9 protein-coding genes and 1 tRNA gene are annotated in these 14,521 nt (G+C 64.0%); 9 read left to right on the top strand and 1 reads right to left on the bottom strand.

Annotated elements, in window-relative coordinates:
• The 4 genes from MTBLM5_RS03605 to MTBLM5_RS03620 all read left to right on the top strand — a co-directional run.
• On the top strand, positions 1–1,293 hold a 1,293-nt coding region (locus tag MTBLM5_RS03605), incomplete at its 5' end, for a hypothetical protein (RefSeq protein WP_217424965.1).
• Between the two features lie 138 nt (positions 1,294–1,431).
• Positions 1,432–2,817: a hypothetical protein gene (locus MTBLM5_RS03610; protein ID WP_217424966.1), complete on the top strand. Its 1,386-nt coding sequence runs from the start codon at positions 1,432–1,434 to the stop codon at positions 2,815–2,817.
• The gene (locus tag MTBLM5_RS03615; RefSeq protein WP_173974440.1) at positions 2,814–8,279 is read left to right on the top strand and encodes an ATP-binding protein; all 5,466 of its coding nucleotides are present in this window, start codon (positions 2,814–2,816) and stop codon (positions 8,277–8,279) included. Before MTBLM5_RS03610 ends, MTBLM5_RS03615 begins: the two co-directional genes overlap by 4 nt.
• A 6-nt stretch (positions 8,280–8,285) precedes the next feature.
• Complete coding sequence (locus MTBLM5_RS03620) at positions 8,286–8,717, top strand: very short patch repair endonuclease (protein ID WP_173974441.1); 432 nt, start codon at positions 8,286–8,288, stop codon at positions 8,715–8,717.
• Between the two features lie 472 nt (positions 8,718–9,189).
• On the opposite strand, the gene MTBLM5_RS03625 is transcribed toward MTBLM5_RS03620, so the two are convergent.
• Positions 9,190–9,280, bottom strand: a tRNA-Ser gene (locus MTBLM5_RS03625).
• Positions 9,281–9,477: 197 nt separating this feature from the next.
• Between MTBLM5_RS03625 and MTBLM5_RS03630 the strand changes: the two genes are divergently transcribed.
• The 5 genes from MTBLM5_RS03630 (at position 9,478) to MTBLM5_RS03650 (ending at position 14,506) form a co-directional block, all read left to right on the top strand.
• Positions 9,478–9,762, top strand: a complete 285-nt coding sequence (locus MTBLM5_RS03630; RefSeq protein ID WP_173974442.1) for a hypothetical protein — start codon at positions 9,478–9,480, stop codon at positions 9,760–9,762.
• A gap of 114 nt (positions 9,763–9,876) precedes the next feature.
• Positions 9,877–10,815 (top strand): histone deacetylase family protein, encoded by a 939-nt coding sequence (locus MTBLM5_RS03635; RefSeq protein ID WP_254430891.1) that lies wholly within the window; start codon positions 9,877–9,879, stop codon positions 10,813–10,815.
• Between the two features lie 4 nt (positions 10,816–10,819).
• The gene (locus tag MTBLM5_RS03640) at positions 10,820–11,266 is read left to right on the top strand and encodes a bacteriohemerythrin (RefSeq protein ID WP_173974443.1); all 447 of its coding nucleotides are present in this window, start codon (positions 10,820–10,822) and stop codon (positions 11,264–11,266) included.
• Between the two features lie 166 nt (positions 11,267–11,432).
• Positions 11,433–12,380 carry a hypothetical protein gene (locus MTBLM5_RS03645; protein WP_173974444.1) on the top strand — a complete coding sequence of 316 codons (948 nt, stop codon included), beginning with the start codon at positions 11,433–11,435 and terminating at the stop codon, positions 12,378–12,380.
• A 65-nt stretch (positions 12,381–12,445) separates the two neighbouring features.
• A complete protein-coding gene (locus tag MTBLM5_RS03650) occupies positions 12,446–14,506 on the top strand; it encodes a CHASE2 domain-containing protein (RefSeq protein WP_173974445.1) in 2,061 nt (686 codons plus the stop codon).
• The last annotated feature ends 15 nt before the right edge of the window (positions 14,507–14,521 follow it).

A 14,521-nucleotide genomic window follows, 5' to 3' on the forward strand; every position in this document is an offset into this window, starting at 1 on the left:
CCGTTCTGCGGCAGCCGGAAGATACTGGCTGGCCGTCGCGAGACCGGATCACTGCTACGGATGCTGCGATGGTTCGAGTTGGGCACAGGCAAGCGGTGGACGTTCCGAGACCTCTTTTCCCTAATGTCCTACCTGCTAGCAGGCAATGGCGGGGGGCGCCGGGAGGGAGCGGCCGATCCGTGCGCCTGGGCCGCGGCCTTGGATAAGGCAGACAAGGAGCGCGCGCTGGGAAAGCCGCGACGGGAAACGTCGGCAGCGCTGTTCTGGCTTGCCGCCGCCCAGTACCAGCATGCGCTCTTTCATCGCTGGGATCGCGGGCTCGCCGCGTCGCTGCTCCAGGACATCAAGGAACTCGGCCTCCAGGACGACCATACTGCCATGGGGCTGTACTTCTTCCTGCAGTCCAGGAATGCCGGATGCGTTCCTGCGACCATCGCGCCGCTCTTGGATACGTTTGTCGAACTGCTGGACCCAGCCATGGCGCCGCCCGACGCGAAGATTGCCCTTTGGGGGGCGGAGGTGGCGCTCGGCGACTTCGATATCCGCTATAGCAGGTCGGTGCGCGAGGGGCTGGACTACTCGGCGAAGCACCGCGCACTTTCCCCAACTGAACGAGCACTCCTGGAACGGCTTTCCGCCCTCGACGAGCGCCTGGGCGATCCACGCGTGCGGAGAAAGCGCCCGACGGCGGCGAGTCGGATGCAGTGCATCCTCCGGGACTTCGCGTGCCGCCTTACGCGCCGGAGTGTCGGCGTCCGCCACGCCAGCGTCCCTGACGCCGACACGTTCGAAGCGTTCCAGCGGGTGGTTGCGGACGTGGACGGGCTTGGCCACGACCTCCGGGAGATCGCCATTCGCATCGAGGAGCTTCTGAACCACGACAAGAACTTCGAGGTTTCCCTGACGACAACGTTTGGCCAGCCCCTGCCGCCCCCGCGCCGCAGGGCAATGCTCATCGTACCTGGGCTGAGGGTCTACGCGAGGACATCTAGCCACGAGGGGCGGCCACGTCCCACGCTATGCTACCTCGATGTTGAGGCGGGGCGCTCACTGCAACCCATTGCCCTTACCTATGACCTGTTCAAGGCCGTCAGGGATCTGGAGCGTGGACTTTCGCCGGCTTCGCTTCCCAGCAGTGTCCTCGCCATGCTCGACACCACCCGTGCCAGGATGGCGGGAGTGATCGTCAGGGATAGGACAGTCCAGGACCGCCCGACAATCGTGCTTGGCGAGTCGGTAACCGTGGAACGACACCGCGGGCGGTTCATCTCCACCAAGCGGGGGGCGCGCTGATGAGCCTGGCGGAATTCAAAACTTCCCCCTGGGCCAAATCGCACCTGGGTTACTCTGGATCCACGCTTTCGCTCACGCCGGCGCCCGAGTATGCAAATTCCGAGGTCTTGGTCCACAGGTCTGTACCGTGCCATCGGCTTGGACGGCATCAGCGAAGGGATGGTCCCCGGCCTTGGCAAGGAGCTTGACCGACTGGTAGGGCAAAGCCGCGATCGCGGCACGAGCCCGGCCGGCGCATCCATGGACGGGGACGCGTTCCATTCATTGCTACGGGACGTGCTCGAGAGCCCAAAGCTTCCAAACCAATCGACGAAACGATTCCTCCAGGTTTCGCCCCTAGTCGGCGAGGCTGCGACCTTCTCCGGGTCGGCCCGCCTGGCGGGCAATCCATGGCCAGCGGGTGCCCTGGTCCGGCGGATGGTGTGGCTGGGCTCGCCTGACGCCGATAGCGCGGCGTCAACATGGGACATGCTCTTCACCGCGCTTGGCGTGGACGACGAGGATGACGTGTTCGCGCGCTTTCTCCGCGACGAGCTTGCCGCCTGGACCAACAAGCCGTGGGGCCCCAAATGCGTCCTGCCCGAACCTGGCAAGGTCGCGTGCCTTCCCGCCGGCGAGCTCACTGGGCTTGCCTCTCCGGCACGGCAGTTTGCCCGTGACCTCGGGGCAATCGTCGCAGCCAAGCCCCTGCTGACCCGGCGCCAGTGGATCAGCCTGCTCGAGGCCCTTGTTCGCATTGCGGCGGTTGCCCATGTCGCCTGGGCCTGCGAAGTCCAGAAGCACATTTGGGGGATGTTGCGCGGCGTACTCGCCGGTGATGCACGGCCGGACGACGTCCGGGCGAGGATCTATCCCCGTGACCTGGGGTACCTCCGCTATGGAACGAGCGCCGTGTCCGAATTGAAGGACCGCACGTCACGGTATCTCCGCGCACGTCTGGGGATAAACTGCCTGCTGTGGTCCCTGGAGGATGCCGGGGTTCCATTCGAGGGGAGCCTTTCATCCGCCAATGAAGTCTCGGCGCTGTGCAGGCACGTCGAGGATTGCCGCTCGGTTCTTGGCGAGGTGATCCCGCTGGCCGACGACTTGGCGGACCGGGAGGCCCGGGCGCTGTTGTGTGGCAAGGGCGTGGGGTCGAATGTCATGGAGTTCGCGCGCCACGTACTCTACCAGCGGCAGGCAGCAAATCCACTCCTTAGGGGTTACGACCAGGGCTACGTGCTCCGGAAGCGCAGTGCCGCGAAGTCAAGCCAATGGATCTGCGCCCCCGGCCCGGTGGCGGTCCTGGCCCTGGTCCACTGCTCCCTCGCCGGGCTCGCCGGGCCACGTTCGGTACACCGTCTCGCACAGCACATGGCTGCGTATGGGATCGTCGTGGACCACCGCGAGATTGCCAAGAACGAGCTCGGCCACCAGCTTCGCATGCTCGGGCTTGTTCTGGATAGCCCGGATGCCGAAAGCGGCATGCTCCTCGTTCCGCCGTTCCAGGGCGTGCAACCTGGCCAGAAAGGGGGACGGGCATGAGCGCCCTGGCAAATTGGCTCGCTGGCCTTGTCCGCGCACGAGTGACTGAACTCGCACCGGCCGGGGAAGCGCGTTTGATCTTCCACGGGCCGCCGCTAGAAATTCTCAATCAGGTTTACGATTGCCTTGCAGTCGATCCGGTGCCGGTCGGACTGCCCGTGCTGCTGCACGTGCCGGAGCTTGAGCCTGGGCAGGCAAATCCCGCGATCGGCCATTCGGGCCATTGCGACGAAAGTCATCTCCTCGACCTGCGGAATTCACCAACCGCGTCCAGCTACCTCGCGCTGGTGCCGCCAGGCCAGCATGCCATCCTCTCCGTGTCGTCGACGACCGACGAGTTCGGCATGTCGGCCGCCAGCAGCGGCGGGAACGTGACCTTCGAGGATTGGTTCGCCGATCCCTTTGTCCAGCGAGTTGTCGAAGCCGCCCTTGAGGCGACTGGCGTCGTACCGGGCCAGTTCGACGAGGCTCGCGGCCTTGTCGTGAGGGCATTGCGGTCGGTGGACGATGTCAACCTCAACCCCGAGAGGCACGCCCGTCGCTCCGCCTGGCGGCTCCTGTCCCGCCTCTTTTCCGCCCGTGGCATTGCACTGCCTGCCGCGCGCGCGATCAGCCTCGCCTGCGGGGTTCCCCCCATGGAAGCGGACGTGCTGTCGGCAAGCCAGCAGCACGCCAGCCTGGGTGGCGTGACCTCGGCCCTGTCGGAGGGGTTCTGCTCAGGCTTGCAGGACGCGATGGAGAATGCGACGCCGGAGCAGAGGCTGTGGCTCGAGGGCTTCCTGGCACACATCCGCGTCTGCGACGTGCCCACTGCCTTGGAGCGGGCGCCCGAGGCATTCTACGCGCCCAGCGCCGACCTTGAACTGGTCGCCCCGCCCGCCTGGTGGTCGGGGCTGACGGCGGAGCTTTGGGCTGAACTTCTTAGCGACGAGCCCGAAATTAGCGGGGACATCCGCATCGAATGCAGCAATCCCTTGCTGCCTGCCTCCAAGGGGATTCCCCTTCTGGTCGAAGGGACGGTGGAGCTTCTTGTCCAGGTCGATACCCCCGACGCCCGCCAAGTTACGGTCACCCTCAGCCGGACTCCAAAGGGCCCGAGCGGATTCCCGGCGGAGATTGATGTCGAGGGCGAGGTTTCGTTTAGGGACGACCAACCTCCGGTGCATCGATCGCCGATCCATTACAAGGCCGCCGCCAAGGACTTTCGTCCGGCATCGATCAGGGTGATTTCGCTCGCGACCTGGCGCCCCGGGATCTTCGTGGCCTGCAGGGTTGCCCGCAAGATCGCGGCGCCAAAGGCTCCCGCCCGCCGTGCACGGGTGCCCAACTGGGAAACCAGCATCGCCCTTCCCGGGCCCGGGCGGTATGAACTGCTCGTCTTCCTGGCGCCGGGGAGTTCCATTGCCAGCCAGGCAATTGGCACTGCCAGCGGCGAGGCAAACGGTAGCGAGGAACAACAGGAGCTAGTGATACGGGAAATGCAGCCCGGCCTTCACCAGATGGAGGTCGAGGCGGATGGCTCCTACCAGATCGACATCCCATTCGAGCGATCGCAGCCGGACGGAAAGGCGATCGCCGAGACCTGCCGCGTGTTCCTGACCTGCGAGGATGTCGTCGAGGAGGGTTGCCAGAGCGAGTTCGAGCGCCTAATCAAGCTAAACAGGCGGCAAGTGGCCCCTTCCGGAGCCAAGTCCGTCGTCCAGTTGAACCGGAGCGCCCGGACGAGCAGCCTCCAGGGCTGGATGCTCCAGGAGGACGCGGTCGACCATTCGTTCCTGCCATTGGTGATCTCCGACGATTACTCGGAGCACTGGATGCAGCCAAAGTGGTCAGAGGAAAGTGGCCGGGGCCGTATCCTCTCCAGCGGTGCCTTCCTCAAGGACCCTCGCCCTGCCACAAGCGACTTCCAGCCGCCACAGCAATTTGTCTCGGCGCGCAGGGCCCTTGCGTTGCTCATCCGCGGCGAGGACGACCAGTCCGGCCTGCTGGAAGCCGCCCCCCTCGGCGAGTGGCTGCGGCGGCACGAGACGTTCCCGGGGCTCGTCGAAAGTTATCTCGATGCCTATGCAAGCTGGCTGAGGGCCTGTCCAGAGGTCGCAACCTGGGTCGATGTCGTTGCAGTTTGCTCCCTTGAAGCTGGCGGCCGTACGCTCTCCCGCGTGCCGGATGCACTCCTGCTTTCCCCCCTCCATCCCTTGCGCCTCGCCTGGCATGCCGTCGCGCAGGGCGTACTGGAGGAGGCCGCCACGGGCAGCCTGCCTTGCCCCGCCGCTGGCATCCTCGATCCGGGCATGGTGCCCGATGTCCTCAGGATGCCGCTGGTCTCTCCCGAGGGCATAGAATGGGTAACCTTCCTGTCGGCCGAGTCCAATTCCGATTATTGGTCCGTCCTTTGGAACGGCACGCGGCTTTCCAGCTTGCCTGAGCGCTCAAGGCAGCCACCCTTCGGCGGTGCCCTGGGCCTGTCTGTTGGCGGTGTCTCGACAGGGTTCAGCGCCGGTCAGGTAGCGAGGGCACTTGACGACGTTTCCAACGTACTTTGCGCAAAGCCAGTCATCGGGGTTGTCGTGGCAAGCGCCGGAGCTGCGACCGATTCGTGCAATGACGGGCTTGTGGCCTGGTCCGCCGCTCGCTATTCCGAGGGCGACCGGCCAAACCGGCGTTCCTCGTCGGGCCCCCGCCGCCTGGATATCTACGATACCCGCGACGAGGGTTCGCGGCCAGACGAGGCAACGATCGCGAACCTGTCCGAGGATACTGGCAACAGCGTCCGCTGGTTCGCCGGCTCCCCAAGGAACGTCCCTCTCGACCTTGGGATCATCGCGCAACTTGATTCGTCCGAGCCAGAGGCAGCCCAGACTACAACCATGTCGGCCCTGGGCGCCGGTGGGCTAATCCGCCACCGCGTTCGTCGCCAGCTCCCAAATGCGTTCCTGAGCGAGTCGCGGCAGGCCCGGACCGCGGAACCGTCGGGCGACCCGCTTGCGGACAAGGTCGCCGCTTGCCTGGCCGCGATGGAGAACATGGGCGACCGGCCGATCGGCCTCCGCTTCGCCCCCAACGTCCACGCGATAGGGGAAATGCTTGATGAAAACCGCGCTGACTTCGTCGCGGTGTCGTCCTCGTCCGTGGACCCGGCATGCTTCCTCGGCGACTGGCTCCCAAATTCTTACTTGTGGGACTACGACCTGCCTTCGTATTCGCAGCGGGCCGGCGACACAAATGGCTACTATCTGCTTTCCCGGGTCAAGCCGTCGGACCTTGACGGCCTGAGGAAGGTGATCTCCCGCCTTCCAGGATGCGAATCGCTTGGAGACGAGGAGGTCGGGAGAATCCTGCTGGAGGTCGCCCGCCGCGGAATCCCGACCATCCGCGGCCTATCAGGCGATGATACCGGGGCCATAGGCGATCTTGGCCTGTTCGTCGCCGCCCGCCTCCTACAGGACCGTTTCCGCATTGGTTCTTGCCCTGACAGCCTACTGCCTGTCGTTGCCGGGACCAGGGACGAGCCGGAAATAGCGCTGCTAATGCCGGTCGACCCATTTCGCGGCTACCTTGACGACCTTGCGCGCGCCATTAACAAGGACCGAGTAGAATTCTCGCTGAACAGGCCAGACCTCCTTGTCGTCTGCGCTACCTTGAATGGCGGGCGAGCCCGAATCCACCTCACTCCGGTGGAGGTAAAATGCCGCCTCGGGCAGCCATTTCCCCCGGGTGAGGTCGCAGACGCCCTCGGGCAGGCGCGGGCACTATCCGATCTCCTGGCGAAGCTGGCTTCCCATTCCGACCGGCTGTCGGCCTGGCGCCTCGCCTACCAGCACCTGCTGCTGTCGATGATAGGCTTTGGCATGCGCGTCTACAGCCAGCACGGTGATATCGCGGGGACGTCAGCCGAGTGGGCGAGCTTCCACGAACTAATTGCCAACGCCATCCTCGGCGACGACACAGCGGTGACGGTCGATGGACGAGGCCGTCTGGTAATCATCGACGACAGCCTTGCCAGCGACGCTCGCGACAGCGACGGCGACGGCTTCGAGGAGACGATCGTCATTGGCATGGAGGATGCGGGGCGCATCGTGGCAGGCGACGCCGATGCGTTCTACGAGAGTGTGCGTGCGCGGCTGGGCGACTGGCATTTCCGGGGGGCTTCCCTCGTCTCGGCCTCCGCAGGAGCCCAAGGAGCTGGCGATGCCCAGGGCGAGGATGCGGCCCCGGTGGAAGAGGACCCGCGCCCTGAGGCCGAGGCTCCGCCAGCATCCTCGCAAGCGGGGCAGCCGGATCAGTCTCCACGTCCGGAGCCCCCCGCCCAGGCGATCGCGGCCGGCGGCGCGGGGGTCGCCCTCGCGGTGGGGAGCACCGTCGATGGCTTCGAGCGGAGGCAGGTTTCCCTTGCGCTTTCCGATACGCGCCTCAACCAGCTCAACATGGGCGTTGTGGGCGACCTCGGCACCGGAAAGACCCAGCTCCTCAAGTCGCTGGTGCACCAGATAGCCTCGGCGGCTCCCACGAATCGCGAGATCCGGCCACGCATACTGGTCCTCGACTACAAGCGGGACTACAGCAGTCCGGATTTCGTCGAGGCAACCGGCGCGCGGGTCGTCAGGCCGCATCGCCTTCCCCTGAACCTTTTCGATACGAGTGTGATCGGCGAATCAACTGTGCCCTGGCTGGATCGATTCCGCTTCTTTGCCGACGTGCTCGACAAGATCTACTCCGGTATTGGGCCGGTGCAGCGGGACAAGCTCAAGAAGGCGGTCAAGTCTGCCTACGGGCGTTGCCCTGGAGGGAGCGCGCCGACCATCTACGACGTTCACGCAGAGTATGCGGCCTTGCTCGACGGGAAGTCCGATTCGCCTATGGCGATCATCGACGACCTCGTGGACATGGAGATTTTCGAGCAGGCAGCGGACAAGACCCGTCCATTCGGCGACTTCCTCGACGGCGTCGTCGTTGTTTCCCTCGATGCGCTGGGGCAGGACGACCGCAGTAAGAACATGCTCGTCGCCATCCTGTTGAACATGTTCTACGAGAACATGCTCAGAACGCCCAAGCGGCCGTTCATTGGCACGGCACCACAGCTCCGGGCGATCGATTCCTACCTGCTGGTGGACGAAGCCGACAACATCATGCAGTACGAGTTCGACGTATTACGAAAGCTTCTGTTGCAGGGTCGGGAGTTCGGCTGCGGGGTGATCTTGGCTTCCCAGTACCTCCGGCATTTCAAGGTCAATGCCACGGACTACCGCGAGCCCCTCCTGACGTGGTTCATACACAAAGTACCAAACATCACTCCGGGCGAACTCGGCGCGCTTGGGCTGGCGGCCTCGGCGGCCGAGGTCGCCGAGCGGGTGAAGGCGCTGCCGAACCATCATTGCCTTTACAAGTCTTTCGATTCACCCGGGCAAGTCATCCGGGGGTTGCCGTTCTTCGAGTTTGTGTCGGCCGGTGGAGCGGGGGCCTAGCATGCCATGGCCGACTTTCTCTCGCCGGAACAACGCTCGGAAAGGATGTCGCGGATCCGCTCCAAGGACACCATCCCCGAACTAGCGCTTCGCCGCGAGCTCCACAGGCAGGGGCTGCGCTACCGCCTGGACAACTCCCACTTGCCGGGCAAGCCTGACCTGATGTTCCCGCGCCATCGAGCCGTGGTGTTCGTCCACGGATGCTTCTGGCATCGTCATGTAGGCTGCAAGGTCGCCAGCATGCCCAAGTCCAACACGGACTTCTGGAAGGCCAAGTTCGAACGCAACGTGGAACGGGACAGCCGAGTAGCGAAGGCGCTCGCCGCAATGGGCTGGCGTGTATTCGTAGCCTGGGAATGCGAACTCCAGTCAAAGGCCCCGATCCAGATAACAGCGGAGCGAATTGCCCGTGAAATTTCCGCGGAAGCATCCAGGTGAAGAGATTTCAGCCCCCTCTGTGTCAATCGGCAGCGAAAGCTGCCCCCCTTTGGCCCTGGAATCGGCGTGCTATTTTGACCCCCTGTCCGGCGGTAGCGGCTTGCCCAGGTAGGTAGCCCATAGGAGGTGTCCATGTGGACGGGGACAACACGTCCTCGGAGGTCTGGGGGGTAACCGTGAACTACGGCCTCCCCCAATTCGTCTCCGGCATCCCCCGCCAGTCAGTAAAAACTGCGGAAAGGTCAACAGCTTGGCGCGCTGCAACCCATTGATTCTCCAGGCATCTGCAAACCCGTATCGTTTGGCGGCAGTCAACAGCTCGCGGAGAATACGGGGCAGAGAGAAGAGAAAATTGGCCGAAATTCGGTCGCCACAAGACCACACGGTCAACAGCCACTGGCCGCGAACGGCGCGGAACCTGGGGATTTCGCCCCAGGCACTCGGCATCAGAGATTCTATTCTTTAGAAATAGTGGCGGAGGGAGTGGGATTCGAACCCACGATACGCTTTTGACGTATACACACTTTCCAGGCGTGCGCCTTCGACCGCTCGGCCATCCCTCCGCATGCGGGCGGGTGTGACACCCGGCCGGCAAGGTTGCGGAACATACACGCAAGGGCAGGGGCGCGCAACCCCGTTCAGGGATAGATCCTGTCTGAAAAAACACCAGAATTCGACGAAAACTATTGAACTTTCAGTCGGTAGGGTGCAAACCTGATGCCCTGTATAAAAACAGCGCACTATTGCCGCCGGGTGTCGAATGGTTTTCGGTCGAATCCTTGGGTGGGTCCTGCTTGTCTTTACCGGCGTGATGGCCTCGGCCGACGCGGTGATGGCGTTGGGGCCAGCCGATTATTCCAGCATCCTGACCTCGGATGTGCTGACCCTGCTGACCGGCGGTGCCGCCGAACCGGCCGAATCCAGCCCGACCTTCGCCGCGCGCCTGTTGGACCTGCCGGCCTGGGTGGTGATGGGAACCCTGGGCACCACCTTGCTGGTGGCCTGCCGCCCGCGCACCAAGCGCTATCGCTTCCGCCGCAAATAGCCATGCGTGGATATCGGGGCTGATCGGCGGGTGTTCCCGCTTGTCGAACGATTCAAAAAGGGCCACTCTTTCTCCCCTATTCAACAAGGATAGATTTAGGGAGGGGGAGGTTCATTGTCTTCGACGGTGATCTATACGCATCCCGTGTGTCTGGACCATGACACCGGCGAGTACCACCCGGAATGCGCCGACCGCATTCGCGCCATCAACCACATCCTCGACCACGAGGAATTCATGTACGTCCCGCGCGAAGAGGCCCCGCCCGCGACGGTCGAGCAGATTCTGCGCGCCCATCCGCAAGGCCATTACGACCGCGTGATGGCGGCGGTGCCGGCCGACGGCTTGTTCGAGATCGACGGCGACACCATGCTGTCGCCCCGTTCCGGCGAGGCGGCCTTGCGTTCCGCCGGCGGCGCCTGCGCGGCGGTCGATGAAGTGGCGACCGGACGAGCCCGCAACGTCTTCGTCGCCACCCGCCCCCCCGGACACCACGCCGAACGCGAGCGGCCGATGGGGTTCTGCCTGTTCTCGAATGCCGCCATCGCCGCGCTGCACGCCCGCGACGCCCACGGCTTCAAGCGGGTGGCGGTGGTGGATTTCGACGTCCATCACGGCAACGGCACCCAGGACGTGCTGTGGGACAAGCCGGGCACCTTCTACGCCTCGACCCACCAGGCCGACGCCTTTCCCTATACCGGCACGCCCGAGGAAACCGGCGGCGAGGGCGGCGCGGTGGTGGTCAATGTCCCGCTGCCCGCCGGCACCGGACCCGAGGCCTTCCGCGCCGCCTATACCGACATCATCCTGCCCAGGCTGGCGGCCTTTGCGCCCGACTTCCTGATTCTTTCGGCCGGGTTCGATGCCCACGCCGCCGACCCGATGGCGCATTTCCGTCTGCAGGTCGGCGATTTCGCCTGGCTGACCCGGCAATTGCTCGACATCGCCAAAGCCCATGCCGGCCGGCGGGTGGTGTCGTTGTTGGAAGGCGGTTACGACACCCGCGCCCTGGCGGCGTCGGTCGCCGCCCATATCCGTGTCCTGATGGAAGGCTGACGCCATGAGTTTTATCGAATGGACCGAGGAGATGTCGGTCAAGGCGCCGGTGCTGGACGGCCACCACCGCATGATCATCGATTGCCTGAACCAACTGCACCCATTGTTGGAGACCAAGGGCGACGGGGCCGACATCCGGGCGGTGATGGCCAAGCTCGAAGATTTCGTGCTGGTCCACTTCGCCGAGGAAGAGCGCGAGATGAAGCAGGCAGGCTTCCCCGACTGGCGCGCCCACAAGGACCTGCACGACCGCATGTACGACGTGGTCTTTTCGCTGAAGTCGGACATCGAGCGCGGCAAGGTGCTGGATGCCCGCCACCTTTTCGATCTTCTCAACGACTGGTTGGTCACCCACATCCTGGGCGAGGACCAAAAGTACGTTCCGTTCATCGCCGGGCACGATCATCAGCCGGTGGCGCAGTGGCGGCGGTCCAACGGAAAGGACGTCTGACCCGACGGGAATAAAAATCATCGCCTCTAGGGTCTTTGCTCTGTGTCACGCACAGGGGAAAATCTGGTATCCTTGGGGCACCAGTGAACTCTACCGCCGGAACGGGGCGACGTGTCCTGGGTGTCGGCGTCTTCCATCAACAGAATGGCGAAGGGGAGAACCCACCATGATCAGACTTATGAAGGCCTTTGTCGCGCTGGCTATCGGGGCGACCGTGGCCGGATGGGCGGCTGGGGCTCTGGCCGCCGATCCGCCTGTTTCGATGCTGATTCAAGCGACCGGTACGGTCGAGGTCAGCAAGGACGGGGCCAAGTGGACCCCGGTGACCCGCAACAAGTTCCTGTTTGCCGGCGACATGGTTCGGACCGGCGCGGACGGCGGCGGCAAGCTTGTCGATCAGGCCAGCAACATGGCCCAGAGCGTCGGCGCCAATGCCGAGGTCAAGGTCGAAGCGACCGGAATCAAGGCGGTGAAGGGTGCCCTGTCGGCTCCCGAGCCGGCGTCTGGCGATCTGGTCGCCGGTCTTGGCAACCGCTTCGCCGAGGCCCAGCGCTATACCACCGTGCGCCGCGCCGTCGCCAAGGATGCCGGCGAGATCAAGCTGCGGCTGATTTCGCAGGTCACGCTGTCGGCGACCTATCCCGACCTGGTGTGGGAAGGCTATGGCAAGCAGTACGGTTACGTTCTGTCCATCGGCGGCAAGGACATTCCCGTGGCCGGCGCCGAGGGCGACATGGTCCGCTTCAAGGTGCCGGAATTGGCGCCGGGCAAGCACACCTTTACCGTCTCGGTCACCGAGGGCGGCAAGAAGGTCGCCGACGCCGAGAAGGAAGGGGTCATCGTGTGGCTGTCGGCCGCCGAGGACAAGGCCCTGGCCGACGAACTGGCCAAGGTCAAGGCCGCCACCGGCTCCGACGACTTCACCGCCGCCAGCTTGCTGGATTCCAAGGGTGTGACCGTCGCGGCGATGGACCTTTACCGCAAGTACTTCGACGCCAACAAGACCGACAACGAAATGCGCCCGTTGTTGATCAAGGCCTACAATGACCTCAAGCTCAAGGACTTGCGGCAGAAGGAAGCCCTGGTCTACAACGAGCAAATGCAGGCCAACTGACGGCTTGGCCGAAACGCCCCGCCGGTTCGCCGGCGGGGTTTTTTGTCGGATGGATGGGGGGCGGGATGGGGAACTTGTTCAAGCGCTACGATGTCCTGATGACGATCGTGCTGTTCTTGCTGGCCATACCGGCCCAGCATTTCGAATGGTTCGCACTGATCGAGGACCAGACACTGTCGTTTCGTCACCAGCTGCGGCTGGCCTATGGCGATCCGAAGGAATTGGCCTTCTCGAAGAACGACATCGTCCTGGTCAACACCGACGAAGCCTTCTTCCGCGCTTATAAGAGCTTTCCGCTCCGGCGCACCGACATTGCCCAGATCATCAAGAACGTCCACGACCTTGGCGCCAAGACCGTCGCGGTCGACATGCTGATGGACTTCCCCAGTTCCTATGGCGAGGACCCGGCCTTGGCCGAGGTGCTGGCCGGGGCCGGCAACACGCTTCTGGTGGCCCAGGCCGAGTTCGACCACGGCAAGTTCGTCAAGATCAACCGGCCGGCGCCGACCCTGGATGCCGCCTCGCGCAGCGCCTATACGAATATCAGCTCGAATTCGACCCTGCTGACCATGCTGTCGCGCCTGAAGGTGTACCCCGAGGTGGCGAAGCTGGAAGACGGCTGGCCGTTCTCGGTGCAGGCGGCGGCGATGTATCTGGGGGTCGAGCCCAAGCTGGTCGGTACCGATCTGATGCTGGGCGAGTTGAAGGTACCGCTGGACAGCGGCAACCGCCTTTACATCGACTTCCCGCCGCTGCCCACCGGCAGCCGGTTCCTGTCGCAGACGTCGGGCATCAGCGCGCTGGAGTTCCTGGACATCTCGGCCCTGGACGAGAACGAGCGCGAGGAACTGGCCTATTGGGTGCGCGACAAGATCGTGATCATCGGCGACACCTCGGAAGTGTCGCACGATTGGTTCGACACCCCGGTCGGCATGGTCTACGGGGTGGAAATCATCGCCGACACCATCCACACCCTGCTGAAGGGCGGCCCGCTGCGGCCGCCATCGTCGGAAGTCGAGGCCCTGGCCATCATCGTCATCCTGGCCCTGATGCTGGCGGTGGCGCGGATGCGCAGTCCGCTGCTGCGCGGCCTGTCGGCCGGCACGATCCTGCTGGGATGGAGCTTTGTCGCCAGCATGGCCTATGCCAAGGCCGGCACGGTGCTGCCGATGTCCTATGTGCTGCTGGCCGCCTTTCTCAGCTATCTGTGGATCGAGTACCGCTATTACATGCTGGAACGCGACCAGAAGCAGCAGATTTCCAAGACCTTCGGCCAATACATCCCGTCCGAACTGGTGGCCGAGATGAACAAGAGCGGCCAGCAGGTTTCGGTGGGCGGCGAATCGCGCGAGATGACCGTGCTGTTCTCGGACGTGCGCGGCTTCACCACCATCTCGGAAGGTCTGTCGCCGCAAGAGCTGACCACCTTGATGAACGCCTTCCTGAGCCCGATGACCCACATCATTCATGACCATCGCGGCACCATCGACAAGTATATGGGCGACGCCATCATGGCCTTCTGGGGGGCGCCGCTGCGGGACGAGGACCATGCCCGCCACGCCATCCAGGCGGCGCTGCGCATGCATACCGGCATGGAGGAACTGGCCGAAAGCTTCGTGGCGCGCGGCTGGAAGCCGTTGAAGATCGGCATCGGCCTCAATACCGGCGTGATGAATGTCGGAAACATGGGATCCGACTTCCGACTGGCCTATACGGTGCTGGGCGACGCGGTCAATCTGGGCTCGCGCCTGGAAAGCCTGACCAAGCAGTACGGCGTCAACATCATGATCAGCGAGTTCACCAAGGCCAAGGTGCCAGATCTGATCACCCGCGAACTGGATTGCGTGCGCGTCAAGGGCAAGGACACGCCGGTCCGCATCTTCGAGCCGGTCGGCTTCGAGGGCGAGGTCGATGCCGAGACGCTGTCGCGCATCAACCGCCACCAGGAAGGCCTGCACCTTTACACCCAGCAGAAATGGGACGCCGCCCGGGTCACTTTCCAGGGCCTGCTGACGGAAGAGCCGGATCGCAAGATCTACCAGATCTATCTCGACCGCATCGAACATTTCGTCGCCGAGCCGCCGGGGGCGGATTGGGACGGGGTCTATACCCACAAGGAAAAGTAACGGGCTTCAACGGGA

Origin of the sequence: Magnetospirillum sp. LM-5, assembly GCF_902729445.1 — a bacterium.
GTDB lineage: Bacteria > Pseudomonadota > Alphaproteobacteria > Rhodospirillales > Magnetospirillaceae > Magnetospirillum.